24 protein-coding genes and 4 riboswitches are annotated in these 25,367 nt (G+C 40.6%); of the genes, 2 read left to right on the top strand and 22 right to left on the bottom strand.

What is annotated here, in order from left to right:
• Positions 1-150 precede the first annotated feature (150 nt).
• From PFJ30894_RS09190 to PFJ30894_RS09270, 18 genes are all read right to left on the bottom strand, one after another.
• A complete protein-coding gene (locus PFJ30894_RS09190) occupies positions 151-1,200 on the bottom strand; it encodes an ABC transporter substrate-binding protein (RefSeq protein ID WP_197714932.1) in 1,050 nt (349 codons plus the stop codon).
• Positions 1,201-1,242: 42 nt separating this feature from the next.
• The gene (locus tag PFJ30894_RS09195) at positions 1,243-2,622 is read right to left on the bottom strand and encodes an ATP-binding protein (RefSeq protein ID WP_125669645.1); all 1,380 of its coding nucleotides are present in this window, start codon (positions 2,620-2,622) and stop codon (positions 1,243-1,245) included.
• Between the two features lie 96 nt (positions 2,623-2,718).
• On the bottom strand, positions 2,719-4,698 hold the full coding sequence (locus tag PFJ30894_RS09200) for a TonB-dependent receptor plug domain-containing protein (protein WP_125669646.1): 1,980 nt from the start codon (positions 4,696-4,698) through the stop codon (positions 2,719-2,721).
• Positions 4,699-5,032: 334 nt separating this feature from the next.
• Positions 5,033-5,407: a hypothetical protein gene (locus PFJ30894_RS09205; protein ID WP_125669647.1), complete on the bottom strand. Its 375-nt coding sequence runs from the start codon at positions 5,405-5,407 to the stop codon at positions 5,033-5,035.
• 27 nt (positions 5,408-5,434) lie between these two features.
• Entirely contained in the window at positions 5,435-5,680 is a 246-nt protein-coding gene (locus PFJ30894_RS09210; protein ID WP_125669648.1) for a hypothetical protein, read from the bottom strand.
• A gap of 20 nt (positions 5,681-5,700) precedes the next feature.
• Positions 5,701-6,474: an energy transducer TonB gene (locus tag PFJ30894_RS09215; protein WP_125669649.1), complete on the bottom strand. Its 774-nt coding sequence runs from the start codon at positions 6,472-6,474 to the stop codon at positions 5,701-5,703.
• Complete coding sequence (locus tag PFJ30894_RS09220; RefSeq protein WP_021717189.1) at positions 6,471-6,884, bottom strand: ExbD/TolR family protein; 414 nt, start codon at positions 6,882-6,884, stop codon at positions 6,471-6,473. The genes PFJ30894_RS09215 and PFJ30894_RS09220 overlap by 4 nt, the downstream gene beginning before the upstream one ends.
• Positions 6,885-6,899: 15 nt before the next feature.
• Positions 6,900-7,532 carry a MotA/TolQ/ExbB proton channel family protein gene (locus tag PFJ30894_RS09225; protein WP_021717188.1) on the bottom strand — a complete coding sequence of 211 codons (633 nt, stop codon included), beginning with the start codon at positions 7,530-7,532 and terminating at the stop codon, positions 6,900-6,902.
• An 18-nt stretch (positions 7,533-7,550) separates the two neighbouring features.
• Entirely contained in the window at positions 7,551-8,528 is a 978-nt protein-coding gene (locus tag PFJ30894_RS09230) for an ABC transporter substrate-binding protein (protein WP_021717187.1), read from the bottom strand.
• 3 nt (positions 8,529-8,531) lie between these two features.
• Positions 8,532-9,524, bottom strand: coding sequence for an apurinic/apyrimidinic endonuclease family protein (locus tag PFJ30894_RS09235; protein ID WP_125669650.1), 993 nt, complete (start codon positions 9,522-9,524; stop codon positions 8,532-8,534).
• Complete coding sequence (locus PFJ30894_RS09240; protein ID WP_125669651.1) at positions 9,521-9,724, bottom strand: hypothetical protein; 204 nt, start codon at positions 9,722-9,724, stop codon at positions 9,521-9,523. The genes PFJ30894_RS09235 and PFJ30894_RS09240 overlap by 4 nt, the downstream gene beginning before the upstream one ends.
• A 35-nt stretch (positions 9,725-9,759) precedes the next feature.
• Positions 9,760-9,924: a hypothetical protein gene (locus PFJ30894_RS11830; protein ID WP_167457057.1), complete on the bottom strand. Its 165-nt coding sequence runs from the start codon at positions 9,922-9,924 to the stop codon at positions 9,760-9,762.
• Positions 9,925-9,950: 26 nt separating this feature from the next.
• Positions 9,951-10,140, bottom strand: a riboswitch (cobalamin riboswitch).
• Positions 10,141-10,323: 183 nt separating this feature from the next.
• The gene (locus PFJ30894_RS09245; RefSeq protein WP_125669652.1) at positions 10,324-11,097 is read right to left on the bottom strand and encodes a CHAT domain-containing protein; all 774 of its coding nucleotides are present in this window, start codon (positions 11,095-11,097) and stop codon (positions 10,324-10,326) included.
• Positions 11,098-11,169: 72 nt separating this feature from the next.
• Positions 11,170-11,697, bottom strand: coding sequence for an N-acetylmuramoyl-L-alanine amidase family protein (locus PFJ30894_RS09250; RefSeq protein ID WP_021717183.1), 528 nt, complete (start codon positions 11,695-11,697; stop codon positions 11,170-11,172).
• A gap of 156 nt (positions 11,698-11,853) precedes the next feature.
• Positions 11,854-12,393 (bottom strand): hypothetical protein, encoded by a 540-nt coding sequence (locus tag PFJ30894_RS09255; protein ID WP_125669653.1) that lies wholly within the window; start codon positions 12,391-12,393, stop codon positions 11,854-11,856.
• Between the two features lie 160 nt (positions 12,394-12,553).
• A complete protein-coding gene (locus PFJ30894_RS09260; RefSeq protein WP_125669654.1) occupies positions 12,554-13,795 on the bottom strand; it encodes a hypothetical protein in 1,242 nt (413 codons plus the stop codon).
• Between the two features lie 114 nt (positions 13,796-13,909).
• On the bottom strand, positions 13,910-16,378 hold the full coding sequence (locus PFJ30894_RS09265) for a TonB-dependent receptor (RefSeq protein WP_370841244.1): 2,469 nt from the start codon (positions 16,376-16,378) through the stop codon (positions 13,910-13,912).
• Positions 16,379-16,819: 441 nt separating this feature from the next.
• A riboswitch (cobalamin riboswitch) is annotated at positions 16,820-17,000 on the bottom strand.
• A gap of 221 nt (positions 17,001-17,221) precedes the next feature.
• Positions 17,222-17,342, bottom strand: a riboswitch (cobalamin riboswitch).
• Between the two features lie 484 nt (positions 17,343-17,826).
• A complete protein-coding gene (locus PFJ30894_RS09270; RefSeq protein WP_125669655.1) occupies positions 17,827-18,252 on the bottom strand; it encodes an OmpH family outer membrane protein in 426 nt (141 codons plus the stop codon).
• A 362-nt stretch (positions 18,253-18,614) separates the two neighbouring features.
• Here PFJ30894_RS09270 and PFJ30894_RS09275 point away from each other — a divergent pair, with 362 nt between their 5' ends.
• Entirely contained in the window at positions 18,615-19,397 is a 783-nt protein-coding gene (locus PFJ30894_RS09275) for a hypothetical protein (RefSeq protein WP_125669656.1), read from the top strand.
• Between the two features lie 45 nt (positions 19,398-19,442).
• Here PFJ30894_RS09275 and PFJ30894_RS09280 read toward each other — a convergent pair whose 3' ends face one another.
• Together PFJ30894_RS09280 and PFJ30894_RS12055 are read right to left on the bottom strand one after the other, a co-directional pair.
• Complete coding sequence (locus PFJ30894_RS09280; protein ID WP_125669657.1) at positions 19,443-20,411, bottom strand: ABC transporter substrate-binding protein; 969 nt, start codon at positions 20,409-20,411, stop codon at positions 19,443-19,445.
• Positions 20,412-20,436: 25 nt separating this feature from the next.
• Positions 20,437-22,386 (bottom strand): TonB-dependent receptor plug domain-containing protein, encoded by a 1,950-nt coding sequence (locus PFJ30894_RS12055; RefSeq protein ID WP_125669658.1) that lies wholly within the window; start codon positions 22,384-22,386, stop codon positions 20,437-20,439.
• Between the two features lie 143 nt (positions 22,387-22,529).
• Positions 22,530-22,656, bottom strand: a riboswitch (cobalamin riboswitch).
• A 69-nt stretch (positions 22,657-22,725) separates the two neighbouring features.
• On the opposite strand from PFJ30894_RS12055, the gene PFJ30894_RS09290 reads away from it, so the two are divergent.
• Positions 22,726-23,571: a MerR family DNA-binding transcriptional regulator gene (locus tag PFJ30894_RS09290; protein ID WP_125669659.1), complete on the top strand. Its 846-nt coding sequence runs from the start codon at positions 22,726-22,728 to the stop codon at positions 23,569-23,571.
• 24 nt (positions 23,572-23,595) lie between these two features.
• Here PFJ30894_RS09290 and PFJ30894_RS09295 read toward each other — a convergent pair whose 3' ends face one another.
• Both PFJ30894_RS09295 and PFJ30894_RS09300 read right to left on the bottom strand, forming a co-directional pair.
• Positions 23,596-24,378 (bottom strand): hypothetical protein, encoded by a 783-nt coding sequence (locus PFJ30894_RS09295; protein WP_125669660.1) that lies wholly within the window; start codon positions 24,376-24,378, stop codon positions 23,596-23,598.
• Positions 24,379-24,595: 217 nt separating this feature from the next.
• On the bottom strand, positions 24,596-25,237 hold the full coding sequence (locus PFJ30894_RS09300; RefSeq protein WP_125669661.1) for a DNA-3-methyladenine glycosylase family protein: 642 nt from the start codon (positions 25,235-25,237) through the stop codon (positions 24,596-24,598).
• Positions 25,238-25,367 lie beyond the last annotated feature (130 nt).

Below are 25,367 nucleotides of genomic sequence, written 5' to 3' on the forward strand. Positions count from 1 at the left end.
TCATAAAATAAAATGCAATGGAGTTAGCTATAGCTAACTCCATTGCATTTTAACACTCTTTAACTTTAGTGTCAATACAAAAATGCCCAATCAATGTATAAATTCTCACATCGACCGGACATTATTTAAAGATAATATTTTTAAAGCATCCTAATACAGCTCCGGATAAGCATGCCCCTTGATATAGTGAAGCTGCTGATATTTTTCCAGCCAAGTTTTAAAAACTTCTTCAGGATGCAGCTCTGGCAGATATTCCGGATATAAAAATTTTGCAATATAGATCGTACCAACCAATTTCGACGCACCGCCATGCAAATAATGCGAAAGCAGCAAAATCCGATCATTACGTACAGCATCAATACCTGCCCAACCGCTGCGTAAAACAAGCTCCTTTTTGATTGCTTTCTCTTCCTCTATAGTCGGCGGCTGATAAGAAGAATAAGCATTGGCATCTGCTACTTTGACAATATACTGAGGATCTTTCTCGATTATCGCTTCCTGATCAACCTGCGATCCTTTAGCAGCGGCAAAAATATTATCAGCGCCTGAATATTCAACCATTTTATAAAAATAATCGCCCGGCACTGCTGTTTTTCCAAGAGTCCGATATTCAAAATACAAACTTCTGCGGGGAACGCCTTGAAGTTGCTTTTGTATATAAGCCAGTTTATCGTTAAAATAATTTACTAATTCTTCTGCCTGTTCTTCCCTGCCAAAAATTCTGCCGATCAGCCTGCAGTTATCAGCAAACTGATCTGTATAATAAGAATTTATGACAATTACTTTGATTCCAAACCTGTCCAACATCTCCTGCGCGTCCCGCCATGTTCCCTCACCGGTAATAATTACAGCCTGCGGCGACAACTCGGCCAGTTTTTCATAATTCATCGCATTTTGACTGATACCAAATACCTGCGTTTCATTAAATCTGTTTTTGAAACCAGACTGATCTTTAAAAATATAATTATCAACGCCGACGATTTTATCTATGGCACCAACAGCAGTAATCAACTCTGCGTTATAAACATTACAGACAGCAACTCTTTCCAGCGGATACGGAAGCTCTACCTTACGGCCAACGCTATCCGTGACTACGATAGTTTTTTGCTGCTCTGCCTTTCTCCTGCCATTATCATCAGCACAGCCAAACAGCATCATTCCACAACACAGCAGAAACATTATTGCTATTATCTTACTCATCTTTATAAACACCTATCAATAAATTTTCTATTACACTAACAGTCATTTCATATATTTTAGGGATATCAGCCTGAGATGCGGATCTCCTGCTGATATTTCCATACATTCATCTGTAAACCCTTTTTTAGAAAAACATAGGAAGCGTTTATCAACACCTGTAAAATGTTCACCTTTAGCGAGCAATTTTTTCAGTACGTCACTGTCAGCTTTTTTATTGCTCCAATTACAATCAATCAGACAAATAACATCAGTATCGTCAGCAATAAAATCAACTGAAATTTTATTACTGCCGCTGCCTTGCCACCACGGGCTTATTTGCTCAAAATCGCACATAAAATCATTGCGTTTTTTTAATTTATAACAATACTGCAAACAGATCTTTTTAAAAATATGGGCAGCAAATAAGTCTATTCTCGGCATAATATTATTGCGCAGAACCTGATGCCCGCGTCCGATCGCAATCGAACTCATATACGGAAAAACAAACTGATACCAGAAAACAAACATATTATTAGCAATTTCATAATAGCTGATTTTGTTACTGCTGCTAAAAGCAGGATTGACACGCTGCAAAATTCCCATTGTCAGCAGTACATTCAAGTATTTTGAAACCTTGTTGCATTCCATATCGGAAGCCGCTGCTATTTCGTTCAGCCGCCCTGCCCCGCAGGCAACAGAACAAAGGATAGTATTATATGTAGCGGGTTCCCTTAAATAAAGTTTTAAGAGCTGTATTGGTTCCTTATACAATGGAGCTGCTGGTTCAAAAAACAATTTTTTCAGATTGTCCTTAAAAGACAGTTCCGCATCCAAATAACTCATATAATGGGGATTGCCACCGGCTGCGCCATATAAAAATAATTTTTCTTCTTCTGTAAAGCCTTCCAAAAATGGCTGTGCTTCCCAATAATCCATAGCGCCTAATTTTATAACAGCATTAATGTAATTTTTTATCTGCATCTCCTGATTTTTCAGCAATACCCGCTCCATCTCAGCAAAAGGCGCTCCCGAAAAAATAACTGATAGTCTCAACTGCTTTTTATATTTTTGAGCATATTTAGCAAATGCCGTAAAAAATTCCGGTGCAGAATCAAACAAATACTGTACATCATCTATTACCAGAACCAGCCGCTGCTGTGTGGCCTTAAAAAACAACGTGCTTAATACACTATCCCAGCTGCGGAATTCATTTTTTGGACCCCAAAGGCCCTGCTCTTTTAATTCCAGGCAAAAAGCCGCCAAATTTACAGTTGACAACGCATTGCGGGCAGCAAAATAAGCAGCAGATTTTTTTTGTAAAAACTCCTGCAGCAAAGCAGTTTTACCGATTTTATATTCACCGCTCACAAGTACTACATTTAAAGAATTTTTTGCATACAATTTTTCTAAAAGACCTAATTCTTCACTGCGTCCAACAAACATAGCGGCACCTTCCTACTCATAAGTTGTATTTTATTTTAACACAACTCATAGCCGGAAAGCAAAAGGGAAACATAATTATGTTTCCCTTTGAAACTTCTAAAAATTATAATTCACCCCTACGCGGAAAGTCCTTCCCATCGTATAATACAAATTATTGTTACTCGTTCCGCCAACATTGGCAATATCCTTACGATTAAACAAATTATCGACATCAAAGGTAGCCGTCACGTTTTTGGCAACGTTATAACCAAGATGCAAGTTAGACACTAAAAGCGGCGAAGATATTTCTGTTACAGTAATTTTTTCACTGCTGACGCCGTTTTTAAAACGATTGCCCCAATAGCTCAGATTTAAGGCCGCACTAAAATCACGATTCACATAATTTACACCGCCGTTTATCTGATAACGGCCCAAAGTATCTATCCAATCCTGACCTTCCTTATACATACGCTGAGGTTTAGCAAACACCGCACCTACATTATAAGTAAAATGTTTATCGACATCATGTTCATACCGCAGTTCAATACCGGTATTGCGATATTTGGCAGCATTAGTTTGATAAGACTGATTATCCACCAAATTTTTAACAGCTACTATTTGATCTTTAATGTCTATTCTAAAAGCAGTAAGATTTAACCGGCGTCCATTTTCACTATACTTATAACCAATTTCATAATTCCATCCATGTTCTGCTTCCAAATCCGGATTAGGAAGAACTACACTGCTGGCATAATAAAGATTTCTAAAAGTAGGCATTCTAAACGATTTTCCAACGCTGGCATAAACAGAATTATGTTCATCAAATTTGGTTATAGCCTGTATCTGCGGCAAAAATTCGTTATAATCACCAGCCTCCGACCTGATTAAATCTTCTCTGGCACTGAAAATAATATTCGTGGCACGGCTCAGTTTTCTATCATACGAACCATAAACAGAATAATTATTAAGCGCATAAGTACCAAAATGTGCCGGATCCTTTAATATACTGCTGCTGTCGCCAAAGGTTTTAAATTTTTGATTATCGTTTTTGTAAGTTTCACGTTTAGCGCTGATACCAATCAACCCTGTTGCTTTATCGCTGCGCCAAACTTTTTTCGTATCCAGACCATACTGTTTATGATCACTTTTCTCCCACTCTACATTCGTCGGATTCACTACATAATAATCAGGATTTTCGATTCGTCTCTGATTATAATAAATTTTAGCATCCCAGCCGTTTTCATCATTGTATGCTATCTGTGCATAATGTTCACGGTCATCATACATAAAATGCTGTAAAATATTTTCATTTACATCATTATAATTAGTTGTATATTTCTTTTTATTGAACATATAACTGAATTTAAACCGATCATCAAATTTATAGTTAAAAGCCAGATGATCTTTTTTACTGTCGCCAAATCCAATATAGTAAGGAACAGCAGTACCATTTATTTTTTTAGTACCTAAACTCTCCGTCATATTGCCGGTAGAACCAAATTCATTTCTGCCGAGAGCCAGGCTTGCTTTACCCATGCCTATGGTGGCAGCATAATCACGCTGTCCTTTATTTCCGGCAGCTACACGCAGCGAATTTTTCATCTGATCCTTAGTTATAATGTTAACAACTCCGCCTAATGCCTCGCTGCCGTAGAGCACTGCCCCCCCACCCTTGACAATTTCTACTCTTTCCACTTCATCCAAGTTAAGCATATCCAAATGATTAACATTGTTAAATGAAGCCGGCACTCCATTGATCAAAACCAAAGTACCGCCATCAATACCGCGCAAATTGATTTGGCTGCTGCCGGTTATCCAGTTCTGATCATGTGGCCCCATATTAGTAAAATAAACACCGCCTTTGTACTTCAAGGCATTCGCCACATCGCCGGCACCTGTTTCCTTTAACTGCTCACCTGTATAAACAACAGTGTCAACAGGCGTATCCAAATTACTTTTTTCATACCCAAGGGCAGTCACATTTATTCCATCCAAAACGAATTCCGACAGATTTTCTTCTGCATAAGCCGATCCTGTTAAAAAGCTTGTTCCCAAAATCACTGTACACATCAAACGTCCCAATTCAAATTTTTTCACCAAAATACAGCTCCTTTATCACTTACTTTGATATCATAAATCAAACCATTTATCGATATTTATTTATTAATAAGCTCTTATTTATGATATCTATTCCCATTGAGTTTGAATTTTAACATTCATAATTTTTCCAGTCAATATTTGTAAATTTTTCCAGTCAAAATATTTTTCGTGTGTACAGTTGATACAAAGGCATAAATCCTGCCTTTTAAGCACTACTTATAAGTATTATTATTGATGTCAAAAAGTATTTTTAAACAAGATACTACTTATAAATAGAATAATAACCGTTGATACATTAAATGTATCAACGGTTATTATTCCGTATATTCTTTTATTTCTGTTTATTCGCCTCAAAAAAAGCGTTATAATCCTCAACTACTTTATTAGCGCTTGCGATCGCCTTGTTCCGCTGGCCGATGATCTTGTTGAGATCATTGGTAGTACCGTCAATATACTTCTGCACCGCTTTTAAATAATTATCAACAGCGGCAATATATTCAGTCACTGCCTTAGCATCCTTAAGCGATTCGGGCTTTACAGGCACTGCCGGAACAGCCTCTTCAAGCACAGGATATACTGCCGTTAAATTAGTCGCATTCGGGTCAACAGGCGTTTCAGCCTGTTTTTCTTCTGCAAAGCCAACCGCTGCCAGACTAAAAGTCAATACCACAGCCAAAAATAAAGTTGTAATTTGTTTTTTCATCATGCACCATCCCTAATATTTTGACAACATTCAAACATCATCAATATTTTTTTCTTTTGCCTTCAACTTGTCAAGCTCTGCTTCCGCCTGCCTGAAACACCTATAACTGCAATAATACCTGCGCAGCTTGTTAATCGTCCTTTTATAAGTATGCAAACTTTTATTACCAAAAAATTCTTTACCGCAGCAGGCACAATTCATTGTTCTGCTGTTTAAAGTACTGTCAAAATTATCATATCGTGTCATCATCGCAGTTTCAATTCCAACCCTTTTCAAATTCACCACTCCAACAAATCCTAATGCAGTACAAAATTGACCGGCATCGTAATATAACAACGTACAGGACTGCCATATGTATCTTTAGCCGGGCTGAAATTCCAATTATATACAGCCTCAACAGCAGCGCCGTCCAGAGCCTCATTGCCGCTGCTGCGCGCAACAAAAGCATTCTCAACACTGCCGCCCGAACTTACAAGCATTTTTACATAAACAGTACCCTCGATCTCCCGATTTCTGGCGGCAGGAGGATAACGAGGATCCGTACTGGATACTAAATACGGCGGTGTTACCGGAACACCGCTGCCGCTTCCCTGACCTGCCCCACTGCCGCTGCCGCTTCCAGAACCACTGCCAGTACCCGAGCCGCTGCCTTCACCGCTGCCCTGACCTGTTCCTGCCCCGGTCCCTTCACCGCCACCGGGTTCACCGCTTTTAACATTACTCTGAGCCGCTTCACTCGACGTACTGCTCGACTGCGGTTGTCTGGGCTGCTCCTGCTGCTGCGTCTGCGGCTTCTGCTTTCTGTCAACTATATCATCTGTTCTTACCGGCGCAGACTGCTGTTTTTGCTGCTGCACCGCAGCAGAAGCAGCAGTCTCAGCAGTTCCCTTCTCGGCAGCAGCGCTGCCTTTACCGCCGCCGCCACCGCCGCCGCCTAAAGTCACCTCTAAAATCTGCGGTGGTCTTTGCGTAAAACGATACCCTAAAATGCCAAGCAGAGCTGCGGCAACAATATGAACTGCAAGCGCAATGGCAATACCCTTGCCTAAGCGTCTGCCTCTATCCGTCATTTGCCATCACCCAGATCCGTTGCCAAGCCAAAGCGTGTTACTCCCGCGCCCTTCAACTCATCCATCAGCTTGATAACCGTTTTATAATTAGCCTCGCCGTCGGCGCGAATAATCACCGAAAAAGCAGCGTCACGTTTACTTTCAGCAGCTGCGTTAGCAACCAGCTGTTTCATCTCGATCTTATTATCTTCCAGATACAATACGCCGTCTTTTTTTACCGTCACTGCAAAATTACTTTTGCTTACGGTCTCTGAATTCTGCGCCACCGGCAACCTGATCGGGATTGTTTTTATTTCGCTCATATACATCGTACTGACGATAAAAAATACCAGCAGCAGAAAAATCATATCTATCATCGGGCTCAGCATCAGCTGCGGCGGTAAGCTCTGTTTTCTAGGTCGTCTGCGCATCTTCTACACCGCCCCTCAGTTTTTACTGCCGCCGTTTTTGGCCTGAACGATATCTATCAAAACATTTGCAACCTCGTAAATATTCAGCGAAGCGGTTTTTACCTTGCTGGACAAATACGCATAGATGCACATACCCATGATCGCAATACACAAACCAAAAACAGTCGTTATCAAAGCCTCGCCAATACCGGCAGTTACCGCCATCGGATTCTGCGCCCTTTCATTCAAAGCGTTGAACGAACTGATCATACCTGTAATAGTACCCAAAAGGCCAAGCATCGGCGCTAGGCCAATAACAACGCTCAAATAATCAAGATTCTGCTCCATCCCATCAATGGCCCTGTCAGCCTTAGAATAAACAATCGACTCCAGCCTTTTGCCAAGATCCTCGTTGATATCCAAAGTCTCTGTCGCCAGCTCTGCCGCATCACCCTTATTCATACCGGCAAACTCACGTGCCCCGACAATATTAAAATCATTCATCAGGCGACAAAACTCCATAACAAAATCAGTACTCGAAAGCGCCTTTTTATAATATAAATAACGCTCCACACCAATAGCGATAGCGGCAAGCGAACATAACAGCAGCGGCCACATACAAGCCCCTCCTCTTTGAAAATAATCTATAGCTCCGGCAAAAATACCCATTTCTGTATACCTCCAAAATCAATTGAATTTTTCAGGATAAGCGGCTTCAGCCAGATCCCTGATTGCATAAACTATATAATGTGTCGTACTGTATAAATAAGTGTCACGCAGCTGCACGACCCTTTTATTCTTTACAGCATTAACACTTTGATAAGCTCGGTTCTGCAAAATCTCCTCCCGCATCTTAGACGGGTCCTGCTCGTTATCATACTTCCAGCTGGGAATAACAAGCAAATCAGGATTCAGCCTGATCAGCGTTTCCTCAGAAAAAGCAGCATTCGGCGGCAAGTCATATTCCGCCACCACATTCTTCACCTCGGCATAATTACAGATATCGGCAAAGGTAGTACCCTTAGCCCCAAATGGCCCCATATAAGAAAGCGCCATCACACTGATATGTTCTTCAGGAGCGATATTGCCTACTCTTGCCCTTACAAAAGCAAGCTCCTTCTCCATACCTGCCACGATCTTACCGCCGGCAACACGTTCATCAACAACATTTGACAGCTCACAAATAGTCTGTTTGATCTCTTTAACAGTAGTCGGCGTTTTATAAACATAAACATTTACACCAGCACCGCGCAAAAGCTCAACAAAATTTAAATCTGTCCAGTTCGGCACCAAAACCAAGTCAGGTTTCTGAGCCAAAACAGACTCCAGACTGCCGCTTTGCACGCGCCCCTTTACCCGTACAGCTTTATCTGCCGCAGGCGAAATTCCGGCATCATCTGCCAGATATGTCAAAGCAGCGATCCGATCAGGCTCTACCATATCCAGCAGCACCTCATCCGCACTCAGTCCCAATGATACTATGCGCTGCGGCTTATGCTCAAAATCCAGCCTTGTTTTAGTTGCATCCACAACACTGTAACCACCACGTCCGGAAGCCGGAGTCTCAATTTCAGAAGACTTGCCGCAGCCTGCCATAAACAATACGGCAGCAGCACCGACAACTAAAACGGCAGCCTTTAATACATACCTACATTTTGCAATCACGCGTTAATCTCCTTCGTCATCGATAGACAATTTTCTGCCGCAGGCAGTAAGCTGTACCTCAATGTTTTTTTCAAAATCGCTGAAATCCCTATAAGCAAGTTCATGCACCACATAATCCGGCTTAATAAACCTTAAAAGCTTCTGCACAGCCTTATCTGTAAAAGGCCTGTGCTGATCTATTTTTATCACATGCTTCATTCGTTCAATATTAGAGCTTTCCGAATCAAAAACACGTTCAAAAGTTTTAACATAGTCTCCGGAAAGAGAACAGTTTAAATGCAGACCCCTGATCAGCTTTCTGTCCTCACCAAGCGCTTTTACTGTTTTTAAAATATACTCGATGCCATCCTCTTCAGTCTGCAGCTCGGGATTAGTATTCATCAAATGCCCTGTATCAAGCATGATCCCAACATTCTTATGTTTTATCTTTTCAAAAAAGGCGCGCACTACTGCAGGCTCTGTCAGCCGCAGTCCCGGCCACCATAAATTTTCAAATAATACCAGAACATCTTCGGGAACCTCGTCAGCCACCCTGTTAAAAACAGCGGCCGCCGCTGTCACGACATCCATATCGCTGTGCTCAAACTTAAAAGTAAAGACCTCTTCAAAAGTACATTCGGCCACATGCCATACCAGATATTCCGGATTTTCGACCAGCGCCGCCTTGATATTATCCCTTATATTGCGCAGCCAGCCCATACAATAAGTAGTACCATAATAATCCTTCAACGCATCTTTAGACGTAAAAAAGCGACTTAATACTTCCTTATCATTCCGATACATCGCCAGCCACATCGGCCAGTAATTCAAATGCACTCCCACAGCCAAATGCTCAAACGACTCAAAATACGGCACATTCCTGTAAACCAGAAGCTCGATCCCATCAAGCCCCAACCCTGCAACAAACTGTTCCAAAGTTTTTCCGGTTTTTAAAATCGCTTTCTCCTGACCCGGCATAAAACAGTAATTGCATAAATGCTTTGTTTTACGCCTCATCCCAGCACCGCCTCAGGCTCGTCACTGTTATCCTTACTGCTCATTTTTTTACTACGAGACAACGCCCCTCTTTGCGAGCACTTAAACCTTAATCTATTCACCTCGCGCAATAAAGCAATATAGTTCGCTTTATCAACAGTGATAGTGCTCTCGTCATTGTTTTCAATCTCTTTGATAATTTTCTTTAATTTCATACCCATATTGGGCTGCTGCAGCCAAAACAGCCCGCCCTCCTTCAAGTGACTTGCGCCTTGTATCCCAAAAACAAAACAGGAAACTGCCAATGCGTCAGTTTCCTGTCAAAATACATCATCACCACGCACCAGGATACACAGCCGCCAAGCTGCAAAACACAGCAAAAAAGCGACAGTACTGTTTTCATCAAATAAACAGTACACATGTATCCACCTTGTGCATCGCAAGTCATTACGGATGTTAAAACAGGCAGTTCTCCTGGCTTCGGATCATCGCTCGGCCACGCCTTCTCAGGTTTCCCCAATGGACAAATGCGGCTTTGCTCCCCGTTACAGTTGCGGGACAGCGCAGGTCTTACACCTGCTTCTCTATTAAGTCCTTTAAGCAATCGCTTTTAGACACCTGTTTTCTTAACTATATGAAATTATTAGAACTGAAATGCTTAGCTTATTCGTAATGCTTTTTAAATAATTTATATAACCATTATAAACTTCTTGCTTTTTGTAGTCAAGTAAACTTTCACCTTGATATCCTCTGATCACGAAAAAATATTTTTTATTTTCTGCATGATCGTCACATTATCGCTTTTTTTAAAGCTTCACTTTCAACCATTATCCTGAGCCAGCAAACCTTTTCTTACATATAAAACCGGTGTATGCTCTTCTGCAATCCCCTTTAACAGCAATGCCGCCTTAGCCTGATCAAAAGCCTGCTGCAAATTCTTACCAAACCCGATACTGGAATAAAACTGCGCCGCAAAAACTATTGCGGCCTCGTCACCGATCTCGGTATTCATCCCAATAGCAGCCTCAACCTTATCGACAACAGCCTGAGCTTCCTTCTGCGAAAAACAGGCGTTAAAAAAAATCATCCTCACCTTTTTAGACGCTGAAGCTACAGCAGCAGCCATCGCCTCTTTAGAAACCATAGCTATATTACCGCTACCGTCATCCAAAACGATTTCTCCCTTTTCAGAACCATGCCCCGAAAAATGAATGATCTCCGGATCAGTTTCATTGATCGCCTGCAAAATATCCAGCGATTGTACCGCCCAGCGGCTAAAAAACTCGATCCCGTCACGTCCTTCCGACTTGCGGATAGCTTCAGTTATCGACCTGACCTCCTGGTCTAAAGCCAGCTTCTGAGTATCCTGTGGATTAGCCGCTAAAAACAAAATCGTCAGCTTATCAACCGGCTGCTGCGGCTTGATCGCCTGCTCTATTTCTGCGCCAACCTGCAAAGCACGCTCGCGCATAAGCTGCGACTTCTGTCCGCATAAAAGAATAAACTTATTTTCTTCCTCCAGCAGCTCATTTTCTGTTTTAGCAATCTCCTGCTCTATCTCATTGATTTTTTTTACAAGCTTCGGCCCTCTCATCCTTCAGCTGAACCAGTTTAGTCTTTTTATTCATGATCGAAGCTTGGGCCTTTGCAAATTCTTTATCGTTCATCATATTTCCGCCTGCCTGAAATACTCGTCGATACCGGCGGCAATAGCCCCTGCAAAAGCCGGCATATCATTTTCCAAAAGCTCCAGATCATCATTATTATCAATAAAAGCCAGCTCCACCAAAATAGCCGTCATAACAGTCCGGCGCAGCACATACAGCCCCTGGCGCTCTTTGCAGCCACGGTCTATCGTCGGCACCTTGCTCAAAATCTTCTTCTGCACAGCCTCACCCAAAAGTCGGCCCTGCTCGCTGTAATATAAAGTTTCTGTACCGCGGGCATTGCGGCCCGGCGAAGCATTGCAATGCAGTGAAACAAAAATATCAGCCGGCCAGTCGTTAGCAGCAGCCACCACAGCATCCAGATCATCACTCTGCAGCAACATCACCTCATGCCCCGCTCTTTTTAAACCGCGTTCCAGCAAAGCTCCGGCCTGTTTGGTAACATCAGCCTCACGTACATCATAATCAATGTTCACAGCACCGCTGTCAACGTTCGGGTCATGCCCCGGATTAACAAAAACCTTCATTGCCCACGCCCCCTTTAAACGTACAAATCAACTGAAATAGCAGCTCATTTCTCCGCGCCGCTTTCCTCGGCAGCGAAGCCCTGCGCTGCTATTAAAACACTTAAACTGAAAATAACTGCCGCAATAAATTTCATACGCTTCTCACCGCTCCTTATTCTAGTTATGCTTATCATTTTTCAATAAAAATTTCAACAAAGTATCGGCAAAACTCTGCCCGGGGACTTTTTTCCATATACCCGCGCCGCTGCGTTCATCAATAATTCTTCCTTCCCCAGTATAAACCTTAGTCTGCACAGTTTTATAAAGCTGTTTGCGCAGGTCAAAAACAAGCAGCATATCGCAATAAGCTGCTTGTTCACCTGTTTCCAGCTTAGCCGCATAGTTTTTATTCAACTGTTCTAAAACTTTAGTATCTTTAAAAACAGTACGCATCAAAACCTGTCTTTCATTTTTGCTTTTATTTCCCTCTGCGTCTTCGACAGGCTTGATACTGTCATACTCAAACAAATAATTGCCGGTCTCGCTGCTCATCAGCAGGGTCCAACGTTCTGCCTCCAGTTCTGCCTCAGTCTTTTTAGGCTGTACAGAAAGTTCAAAAGCCCATGGGTCTACGGCCTGTTCTTCCTGCGGTTCGGCGGCAGCAGCTGGCAAAATCCACAACCAACTTAACAAAATCACTGTCAAAAATTTATACACCAAAATTCACTCCACTCATACTTTATTCATATATATTTGCTTACCGCACAAATACTATGCCGTAAGCAAATATAACAAGCAGCCGCACATCCTTCCCTTTTGGAAAGGCAATGCGGACACGCTTGTCAGAAACACTAATTTTAAATTGATAAAAATTTGATTATTTCTTTGCTTTTTCAGCCAGTTCGCGGGCTTCTTTGGCCAAGCGGATATGGGAGGCCAAAGACTTGGAAGCAACAGCCAGATTCAGACCGCGGGTGGCAGGAATAGAAGGAGCAATAAAGCAGGCGGAGTTGAGGTTACCGCCAGTATAATCGCTCATCTCGGTAATGCTGAAGGTTCTGCTTGCTGTTACTGCAGTAGTGGGAGTTCCGTCATAAACAGCGATCGGAGTACCTTTAACAAACCACAGGCGGCTGCCGTCAGCATGGATGCCCCACAAATAGCCCGGATCATTAACTGCTACGACTTCTGTCCAGTTAGCCGGAGCAGTGATATCAGCAATGGTAGTGTGGTAAACGCTGCCTACCAGTTTAGCAAAGCCGCTGTCATAATGACCTGCGAAAATATAAACATTATTAGCATCCAGAATAGAAATGTCTCGGAAGTCGCCTTTTTGAGTAGGGTTAGAAAGTGTTACTTTGGTAACGCCGCCTTGAGTGAAGTTCGCCAAGTCAACAATGCACAGATTGGTATCGGCATTGCCGCTGCCAGCATTCTGCATTCCGCCCAACGAGCAGACATATAGCTTATTATCATACAAATCAAGTGTAAAGGAATTTTTACCGACTGTTACATAAGCATTATCATAAGTTAATGTTCCTCTTGCGCTAATAGCAAATCTTGCCACAACACTGTCGTAATAAGTAGCATAACCACTGCCTTTATTGACATAGAACAAAGCATACAATTTACTGCCAACTACAGTCAACGCCTCACCGTGGAAAACGCCGTCAGCATAAGGATTGGCAAAAGCAGGGAAATCTGCCGGAAAGGCATATTCACGAGTTTGAGAATAATTGTTATCCATATCAACCACAGAGATTTTGGAAAGGTCATAACCGGTACCAAAAAGCCATCTACCGCTGGTAGCTACGCCATGCAGGTTGGCAACACCAGACCAAACTATAGGCGTAACCAAAGAAGACCAGGTCGCAGCTTGCGGGTCAATGATCTGATTAGGTTCAGAAGTAGAAGTATAATTATATTGGCGTAGCACCAGACGGCTGCTGTTTCTATCAAAAAAATTAAAGAAAGCCGGATCACCATTCAAACCTGTCATTTTATTTTTTACAGCAGACAAAGCAGTGGCAGCCGCAGCACGTTCACCATTGATAGCACCTGCAGTACCTTCGGAATAACCGGAATTTGTAGCTGTATAGGCAAATAGATTTTCACTCATTTTTTACACGCTCCTTTAATTTTAAAATATTTTAATAATATTACCTATATCCATTTATAAAACTCTGCCTTAGCCCATGGGCATCACCTCCTCGGCATACTGCTGCCTGGTATTTTAGTAAGTATATTGCAAAGTCGCATAATAAGTGCGCCCTTGAATCGGATATAAGATATTTCTCATTTCACTATAAGTAGTTCTTAAATACATATCATTAGCCTTATTCAAAACATCATTACACCCCACTGCCACCTGTAAGGATTTATTTATCTTATACTTTACGCCTACATCCATAGTCGTCAAAGACGATTGCCACGGAAGTGCTCCTGTAGTTAAAGGAATCGCATCTGTAGTTACCTTGCCTACGTGACGCATTTGTGTAAACAGGCTCCAATTTTTATCTGGGCGATAGGTAAAACGGGCCGTACCTTCCCATTTTGGCTGATAGGTCATAACGCCTTCAATTTTTCCATCTTTATTCCACTCTTGCTGCCCAGGTATCGCACTCAGGTCGTATAAAACATTGGAAGGATCGGTATATGTGGCCTGTAGATTGACGTCCCATTTCTGCCACGACAGATCTGCCTGCAGCTCAACGCCATTGACTTTACCGCTGGCAGCATTATTGTAAACAAAGAAAAAACTATTCCAGGAAGATAATTGCAGCAGTCGTTTGGAATCGCGCCCAAAATAAGTTATCTGGAACTTAGCTGTATCGGCACCCAGCCACTTGCCATCCCAAATGGCACTGATATCCCACTGCTTGCCTTCCTCCGGCATAGGAAAGACACTGGCAGACCCGCCTACATTGGGCATCGGCAGAATACCGGCACCGTCGCCGGCGATCTCGTACATATTGAGCAGCCGGTAGTAAGTGCCGCCTGTCGCCCGCAGCGTAAAGTGATCATTAAACTGTTTTTTCAGTGCCAGCTGCCAGGTCACCTTATCATCCGTCTGTTCATCCGTTTGCCCCAGCCATTTGATATGCTGCGGGTCATTCTTTTCGTCATAACGGTCGCTACGCCCTAAAATCTTAGAACGATTATAACGAATGCTGGGCGTCAGCCAAAAATCGCCTTTTTTATTTAATGTGATCGTGTCCTGGATCTGCGCATTAATGATCTCCTGCTCATAATAATTACGCCACCTGCTGCGGGTATCTTCGTTAGCATGTTCAAAGTCAAACATTTTCCAGCCGTCAATATCCATTTTTTCTTTAGAGGCATCGACCAGAAACTCTATCAAGTGCCTGTTGCCGGCTTTATAGCTGCCGTCTATCTTCGCACCCAGGCGGCGGCTGTCATATTTGCTCCATAAGGTGTTAGCCTTCAGAGTATTTAAACCGCTTGTTGCTTCAAGTACCTTTTCCAAATTCTGCCAATCATCAATATAATAATCTTTATCCTGCTTTAAATAGTTGATACTCCAGCCCCATTCCAAATTACCGACAGTATCGCGTCGGCCTAAAAGCAATTCCTTCGCCGTTAACTCCTGATTACGAAAATAATACATATTAGGCTTGCCGTAAGGCATATTTACTGCCCAATCCTGATCCACAGTCCAAAGCGGGGCATAATTTTTATCAATAGGATGCGGTAGATGCCGTCTGATATTTTTCCAGGTAGCTTTGGCCAGCCAGTGATCATCCTGCCATTTGATAATGGCATCGGTGTTTTTATAATCATTAGCCTTACGCCAGCGTTCAGCACTTTCAAGTTTGTCTAATTGGTATTGATCGCTTTTATATAAATTTTCTTTGTAATTAGGATCAGCATATTTGGCATAATAAAACTCCCAATCATGCTCCATAACATCTTTTCCACCATAGTCATCAGGATCCTGTTGCCAAAAAACTTCATAAATATCGCCGCCCGGAGCACACCTTGTTACCATCTCATCAATTGATGTAACATTACCCAAGCTAGGTTTTTCCATTCCAAAGCCAACATCGTAGCTAATTTGCTTATTTATTCTATCAGTGGTATTTTCCAAATCTTTATAATAATATTGCAAACGCTCTTTGTAGGTTCTGTCATTATCAAAATTCTTATATTTAAAATCGCCTTCACTCTGGTCGCGATTGATGCCAACCATCAAAGCGCCTCCGCCCAGAGGAGCGTCGATCTGTAAATTACCTTTATAGCCGCCGAAGGAGCTTTTGCCGAAGCTGGCCTGCACGTTAGCTTTGGTAGGTCGTTTGGTGACGACGTTGATAACGCCGCCCATAAAGGTACCGCCAAAACGTGCCGGTATATAGCCGCGGTAGACCTCGATCCGTTCAACATTATGTACAGGAATAGTAGAAATATCTGCCGCCGCGTCGCCGCCCAGATTAAACAGCACGCCGTCGACAAAAACACCGACCTGCGCCGCAGTAGAACCACGTACGCTGACTGTTGTATACTGCCCTTTACCGTTCAACTCACGTACATGTACGCCGGGAACCATTTTCAACAGATCGGGCAGGTCTTTCTGCTCGCCTTTGTAGTCATCGGGACGAATAACCGTTACCGTGCCAGGCGACAATTTTGCTTCCCAGTCAGGCCGCTTCGCCTCAACCGTTACGCCCTCCAAATCAAAAGACATACCATCATTCTCAGTTTCATCTGCTGCAGCTTGGACACCCTGCGCAGCTGCTGTTTTAGCTTCGGCTTGCGCTGTATTGTTAGAAGGCTCTGCCGCCCATACCCTCGGCTGGTCCCCCCCTAATGTACAAACGCCCAAAGCAGCTAAAATGCCCGCTGTTATGGCAGCTTGCCGCAAGCTGTTTCTTTCATTTCTCATGCAAATCCATCCTCCCACTTTTGTAAAAAATAACGCCGCATTTTCTACCAGTCCATTCGGTGAAAGTGCAGCGTCTGTTTTTTTTACAAAACAGCCTGCTCCGCTTTTCTGGTCGAAAATACTAAAATTTCCGCGCTGCTGGTTTCAGCGCATAATCATAGCGTCCGCAGAAATATTTGTCTGGCAAAACGCCAAACTTAAATATCTCTGCAAAATTTTCTCCCAGTCTGTCTACGCAGGCTGTTCAAAAGATAGAACCAGTCAGCACTCTGACTCAAGATCATCACTTCAACATCCCTTTGTGAAAGGACTGCAATGCTGAAGCTCCCTAATACAGTTGCGTGACAGCGCCGGATTCACACCGGACTTCCCTATAAAACCACGGATCATTGATCCCACAAGTACCCAGTTCCAAATTTTCATTTTTTGTTTTCAATGAACATGTCATTTATCACTCCAGTACCGTGACCGCAAGCATGGATGCCGCCACCCCAGCGGCACCACGCTCAAAGGTCTGAGTTGAGTGGAGTTTGCAGGCTATGACTGAACCTGCAGGAAATAAGAACTGCCCCTCTGCTAAAAGCAGAGGGGCAGAAAAACTTGCATAACAAGCGTATACCAGTTTTTCTAACTCTCTGTCGCTCGCAGTAGCTAGACTATCAGGCTGATTGCTGGCTTAGGGCTAAAACCCCTTACAGCGCCGGGAGCGCAGCGGAATTGCACCGCTTCTCATTTTACGATTACCACATGATAAGCATTACTATTTTCTCGATATGTTTAAATCATATAACTTACTTTTACATATGTCAACCTGTTTTTTCTGAATGTATACAATATTCTTTTTTATTTTTTTTAAATATTTTCTAATACAATTTAATTTATACAAAACTAAATTGTATAAATCTAATATCAGTATTTCATCAAAACTGCTTCTGTACGGCCCGCTTACAGCCATATCTTCCAGCGGCTAGTTTTTATACAAAATTCTACCTGTCATTTTTAAATAAATAAACTGTTTCATCTGGCTGAATATGCTTTGCATAAAATAAGCCCAGCCGTTGATGCCGGCACATGTTTCCCTGTTAATATGCACTCTGGCTGCAGGCATTGCCAAATTAAAATAAATTGTTTTTTCGATGTCGCCTATTTCGATCCGTACAAAACATTGCTTCGACAGAGACGGAATCGTGTAGGCTTTACACTCAGCTTCTCTATTAAAACCTGCGTCACCTGATAATATCAATATCTATTTATTTTGCAACTTCAGCAATCACATCACTGGTCAAATCTTTACCGCCATACAGCATTGCACTGCTGTCAACTACACTGCTGATACCGGCGCGTTTTGCAACTGTGGCAATAGCTTTTTGCACTTTTTTCTGAATCGGTCCCATAAGATCCTGTTCACGTTTGGCAATCTGCTGTGAAAGTTTTTCTCCCAGGGCCTGTTTACCACTGTTATCTAAAGAGGCAGACTTACTTTCAAATTCCTGCTGCGCTTTTTGGCGTTCCAGGTCAACAGCGCTCATGGTCGTTTTGATATCGGGATAGCTTTGAAATACCTGCTGGACGTTTACATACCCCACAACATTACCGGCTTCGGCTGCCGATACTGCGCCGCAAATACCCAGAGCCATGACAATCGTCAAAATAAAGGTCATAATTTCTTTTTTCATCGTTTACAACACTCCTTAATTTTTGTTTATATAAATTTTAATGCTACCTTTTTTTATCTCGGCAAGCCGCAATAAACCTAGCTGCTGCAATATCTGTCAAGCCATAATCGGCAAACTTCACCAGTAACTTGCGCACCAGCTTTGTTTGTTGTTCTGTCTTTGTATCACCGCCAGTTTCCTTAAATATTTTATGATGTTGAATTATCTTGCACATGTAGTATATTATAAACGGTTCTCAGTCACCAGTCAATAATAGTTACTATTTATATCTTTATATTATTTAATTGACTTTTTATCTGATTAGCTGTATTTTATAAGTAGTTATATTAAGTTTTCCATTTTCAATTAGAGGAGGCTTGTCTATGTCCGATTTTATCAGCGATTCCATTTTTAAAGAAGCATTCCTAAGGGCTTCTCGTCATTATATAGAAGCTTTAGAGCTGCCTGAGCTTCATTCAAAACGGTCTTCTGATACGAACTCTGTCATTGATTCTGCTGCCTGCATAAACAACAGAATGCTGCAAAGTTTTGCTGCTGATTTAACCGAACAGCAAAAGAGTGATGTTTTGAATTCAACTTTATTGGCTCAGCTGGCGGCAGACAAAGCTTATACTAAAGATGCAGCTGGCCGTTATGACGTTAAAGGCTGGTACAGTAAATTTTCAGAAGTACTGCTTAATTTAGGCTGGGTAAGCCAAAACACTGCTTTCTGGCAATATAAAATACACGGGGAAAGTTTTACAGCTGACAAGGCTATCTTGGAAATCATCAACGGCTTACTGCAAAACAACGCTCTGCTTTTAGCGCAAGCTACTATTAACGCTTTAAAAAATTTGCCTGAAAATGATTCTAAGCTTACTCTGTTTAAATTCAATACCTGTTCTGACAAAATGGGTAATATCAGCCTTGGAGTCTGTACTCAAAAAAACGGCTTGATTGAATATAATTTTGCGGCACTTTACCTGGAAACAAAAAAGAACTTTAAACAGATTTTATTCATTGATTTTTCAACGTCTGATTTCAAGCTGTTTACCGGTACTAATACCATAACTCTTAATCCAGATGTTTACAGTATCGTGCGCGAGCAGGTAATCCAAAAATTACAGGACAGAGTTGGCAGTTATCTTGCCGGTCTTGATATTTGAACATTTAACGGTAATAAAAGCGTGACATAAATTTATGTCACGCTTTTATTTTTTATTCTTCTTAAAATATTCTGGATATGTTTTTTGAGCAATATCTAAGATTCCATCACCGATATACTGCGAGGCAGCATATCTATAACGGTCTTTAATAATAATTATGTTATTATTTTTTATGGCTTTGATACTTTGCAATGCCGGATCTGATAAAACTTCTTTCCTGAAAAGCACTGTATCGCCTTCCTGCGTTGAACTATAATCAGAGAACATCAAAACGTCAGGATCGACTTCTACTATTTTTTCCTTACTCAGGTGTTCTCCACGGACAAGGCACGCCAAAGCAGCTCCATTAGTTACACCGGCATTGATGCAAATATCGTTGAACAAGCCTTCTGCACTTCCAAAAACACCCAGCAGTGAATAGCCCATCAATATCTTTTTATCACTGACTGGTATCGTATCAGTCACTTCTTTTACAAACGTTGTTTTTTTGTCAAGTTCTTTAATAACTATACTTCCCTGTTTCTTTTCATTCACAGCTTCTGATAATTTTATGATTCTTTTTCGTACCATATCCAGCGTAGTCGGGATTTTTGTAATATAGACCTTAAGTCCAACATCTTTTAAGGACTGGATAAATGCAGTGTTTGAATTTTCCTGCACTATAACAAGATCAGGTTTAATAGCAAGAATTTGCTCTGCACTTACCTTTTGCGGTAATTTTAGAGGAATCTGCGCAGCTTTATCTGCAATCAACGATATTTTAGGATCAGCAGCAGGTTCTGAAATGGCTGCAATCCTCTCTAATGGAACCAAATCAGTGAGAATTTCTTCAAGGCTGAGCGTTGTGGCATAGATTCTCTTAGGCGTATCTGTAAAATATAAAATATTACCTTTGTCATCAACCACCTGATACTGAGTTTTAACTTCTGTTTTTTCAGTAACTGAAACAGTTTTGTCAAAACTACATCCCGTTATTCCTAATATCATAATTATGACTAAAATAAAACTGCGCATTTATCTCTCCTGATTAAATTAAGTTTTAGAAGCTATATTCATATCCAAGCATAAAGTTTCTGCCAAGATTGTGATAGTTAGTATCACCGTTAGTTGTAATATCAATTCTATCCAAAATATTATTTAAATGGAAAAATATTTTGTGATTATCCTCAGGTTTGTATGATAAATCAAGGTCTGTAAAAAACTGTGGTTTAATATTTCTTTCGGTAGCAGTATTAGAAATTCTATGTCCTACAAAATTTCCTGATAACATTCCGTTAAATTTATTTTTGTTGTAATTAAGAGTACCATTGATCTGATAACGTCCATAACAGTCATGCCAGCCTAAATCTCCATATTCTTCTTCATTTCTTGCCTGAGGCTTGCTATATGTTAAGCCAATATTACTGCTCCAATTTTTATCATGGACAGTAGTACATGACAATTCAATACCAGTATTGCGGAAATCTTGATTAACATAATAAATGTCATCATTTTTGTCACGAGCAGCTTTTAAATAATCTTTTATGTCATAACTATATAATGCAACTCTCCATGATCTTTTATTTTCATTTAATTTATAACCGATTTCATAATGAGTCCCTTGCTCAGGCTTAAGATCTGTTGTAGGCAAAATATTAGAAGTTCCATATATCTGTGTTAAATTTGGCATTCTGAAAGATTTTCCTGCTTTGGCATAAAAACTGCTGTTTTCATTAACTTTGTAAAGATATTGTACTTCCGGTGTAAATTTACTTAAATCCTCATTTTCAGTTGTAACCTTAGTACCATCTTTTTTGGTTTCTGTTGCCTTGGAACCTACTGCCCAAGTTTCACGCATATTAAAAAGCAAATTTTGCTTTTCATCTATGCTCATATCATATGAAAGGTATAAAGAATAATTATTCCTATCATAACTCATACTATTTGAAGTACCACGTAAATCCATATCTTCTTTTTGGAATCCAGCACCAACTAATAAAGAATTTTGCCCAATATCAAATTTTTTCTGTATATTCAAATTCGTATTATGACCTTTTCGCCAACTATTAAGAGTAGGATTTTTCCAACCGTTTCCTGAAGGTGAAATCTTATCATAAGTTTTTTCCTGAGTTCCATACGACACATGTGCTTTCCAACCATCTTTATCATAACTTACCAAAAAGTTATTGTCTGTATCATAATAATCTCTCAACTCAGTATATTTTTTGCTAACAGCATCTTTCTGCATATAGCGGTGTTCATTTTTAGAATAATTATGAGTAAAAATCAGTCCATCTGTTATCTGGTAATTCCACATAACACTTTTGCGCTCCCCTTTACCATAATCAAAAATACTACCTGTAGTTTTACCGTCAGCAAGACTGCTTATACCATCAGCTTTTCCACGATTTTCCAGTCCCGCAACAACACTGAATTTATCGGCACCTAAAGAAATATCATAACGCTCTTTTCCAAAATTTCCAGCAGAAAATTTAACTTTGTTATTTATCCTTTTTTTGGTAATAATATTTATTACCCCTCCTGTTGCTTCACTTCCATATAATACAGAACCACCACCTCTTACGATCTCAATTTTCTCAATTGCGCCACTGGGAATATCTTCAAGGTTATATTTACCATCCATATTCATAGGAACTCCATTAAGTAAAACCAAAGTTCCTACCTGGGCTCCACGAATCATTATTTTACTCGTCATCGTACCCATAGCTGCGCCGTTAAATCCCTGTGACTGTACAGTAACTCCTAAGGTATTCTGTAACACGTCAAATGCGTTATTAGCTCCACTTTCTTCTATTCGTTTAACATCATATACTTCTACCGCAGCCGGTGTATCTAGATCCTTCGTTTCAAAACCTTGTGCTGTTACTATCATTGGATCAAGTGTGAAAACCTGTTCCGGTTCTTCTGCATACCCTGATGTGCCCCCCCAGATGACACTGCCAGTTATCAATGCGATCATCAGAGTATTTTTTCCTAAGCTTTGCTTCATCAAATTCAACTTCCTTTCAAATTTTAATTCATTGATACCCTTCTTTAAATATAGTCGTAAAAATAGAAACTCCTCCTTCTCTGAAAACAGATAAGGAGGATACAGACAAAATTTACTGTCATATCTTCCCTATACTGTCTCTCGCAGACATAGAGTTGCTGGTAAATTCTGACTCAAGCAGTTTTAATCACTGCTAATACAGCGGCGGGACCGTGTTAGATTCTCACTAACTTTTACTCGTTATAGATTACCAGTACTTAATATTAAATTCATTTTACTACTATGTGTGATATAATACTATGTATAGTCATTAGACAGTCAAGAGGTTGGTGAAAATTTATGGAAAAAAATAAAAAAAATTTATTTACAACAGGAGAACTGGCTTCCTTGTGTAATATTCATCGCAAAACCTTGCTTTTTTATGACAGGCTTGGCCTGATCAAACCAGAGTTTATTGATAATAACGGTTACCGTTATTATGCCCGACGACAATTCTTTTCCTTAGAGATCATCTTGGCGTTACGAAAATTAGATATATCTTTACCGGAAATTGGTGAGTATCTTAATAATAAATCTACATCTAATTACAAAAACTTACTTGCCAAACATGCCAATATATTAGATCAGCTTTTGCTTAATCTTCAAAAAATGCGCAGTGAGCTTAATGACAGAATCAACTTCTTAGAAAATACTGAATCTTTACCTGTAGAATCGGTTCATTTAACAGCAGAAGCCGAAGAATATCTTTTTTTAAGCGATCCGGTTCCGCAGAATGCTGATTTAAAAATCAGAACAAAAATCTCGGCTCAGCATTTATCAACTTTGGCTGATTATGTTACTTTTAACAATCATGTTTCGGGTTATATACTTGATAAGACTGCTTTTATAGCTGGTAAACGGCCCCATACCAAGTATTTTTACCAATCATTTTCTCAGCCTTTTGATTCGCCTTACTTTTTTCTTAAATCTGCAGGATCATATGCAACAATTTACTTTGAAGGTATTTATTGTTCGTACGGTAAACCACATGTCACTATGCTCTACCAGTATTTACAGGATAATAACCTGCAGGCGGTCAGCGATCTTTATATGACTTCAATCAGAAATCATTGGGTTACCAATGATAATGGCAGCTATTTAAACAAACTTTCAGTAAAAGTCAAAAAAATAACAGTAGAATTTTAAATTCTACTGTTATTTTTATCTTTTTTATTCTTTAACTATTGCCGCACCCTGTTCAGTAAAGTTGATTATTGAACCACCCGGCAATTCAATTTCTACACCATTGTCTTTCCATTTTAAAGGCTCTTTTACTGTACAGTTTGTTACTTCACCGTCTGGAGTAAAGCTGACTATGCTTTTTCCTTTAAATTCAACAAAACCTGCATTCTCCATATCTACGGCATTATTTTGCCAGCCAACGGGTCGCAGTTTAGTATCTTCTGCCAAAGTCCCCTTTTTTACTGCACCATCATTATAAAAATCAAGGATGGTGCCGCTTTTAAAGGCTATAAACCCATATTTTTCTGAACCAAGGCCAACAGTTGTTTCATCAGCTATAGTGCCATTAAGTACCGTTCCCTGTTCGCTGAAGGTCACAGCTGTACCGCCTTTATAACGGATATGCCCATAACTGGAAAGTGCTATATTGTAGGTACTGTTATTGTTCCAATATCTGTAATAACGCGGGAAAAACGGGCTGCGGTTAGTATATGCAGAAACAAAATAATAATCGTTAATAATACGCTGCCACCCTTGTGGACGCAAATAGGTATCACTTGCCAGTACACCGCTGATAACAGCTCCATTATCATTAAGACTGGCCGTTGTACCTTTTTTAAACTTTATCTGGTCTCCTACAGTCCAGCCCTGAGGATAAAGCTCTTCACTTTTTGTAAGACCTTTACTGGTTGGAGCCGCAAATACACTGCTGCATAAAGCACACAGGCTTATGACTACTGCTGTTTTTGCCAAAATACTTTTTGTTTGCATTTTGATCAGTCCTTTCTGTATTTTACAATTTATAATTTAGCACTTTCATTATCATGATTCAAATTAGCTTAATTACAAAAATAAAATTAAATTTCTGCTGTTTAAACAAGCGGATTCACAATTCTTATTATTTATATTCTATCATAGCTTTTGATGATGAATATTTAATTTTCAAAAAACAAATGACTCCAACACATAGGTGCAGGAGTCATTTGTTTCATTTAATGTTTTTTTTATTTTGTTCTTTAAATGCTGCTTCCTGCCACAAATACCAAACCCCCAAAGAACGCCATGGACGCCATGTTTCTGTAAGCGTAGTTATTTGCCCACGTTTGGGTATATCATCTAACCCCTTCAACTCTTTCAGTTCTTTTTTAAAAATAAAATCTGCCGAAGGAACTACATCAGTCCTGCACAAGGCAAGCAATAAAAACATTTCAATAGTCCACTGCCCTAAACCGCGAATTTGGACAAGCTGCTTAGTTATTTCAGCATCAGTCATTTCAGAAAATTTTTCTATAGTTACCTGACCTGCAACAGCTGCTTCAGCAAAACTTTTCAAATATTCGGCTTTCTGTTTTACCAGTCCCTGTTCGCACAAGGCTTCAATGGAAACTTCCACTACCGCCTGTGGCTGCAGTGGATTTCCTAAAAATTTTCCTAGTTTTTCCAGTAATTGCAGACTGACATCAGGTGGTAACTGCTGTGAAACAATACCTGTAACTAATGTCCCGAAATACTTCTCCTTTGGCTCAGGTTTCAATTCACACACAGGAAACCTATCGATCAATGGGATCAGCTCAGGCGCATGTTCACGCAGATATTTGGCTCCTGCAGCCCAATCTGGGGTTTTGAGCATGATACATCCTCCTTATTTACTTTGGTTATTCAACGAAACAGTACTATCGTTGATATTACTTATGATTATACGCTAAAACGGTTATTTTGCAAAGCCGCTGAAAAGTAATTTAGTAAAATTACAGAAAATC

Source organism: Phascolarctobacterium faecium (assembly GCF_003945365.1).
Lineage (GTDB): Bacteria > Bacillota > Negativicutes > Acidaminococcales > Acidaminococcaceae > Phascolarctobacterium > Phascolarctobacterium faecium.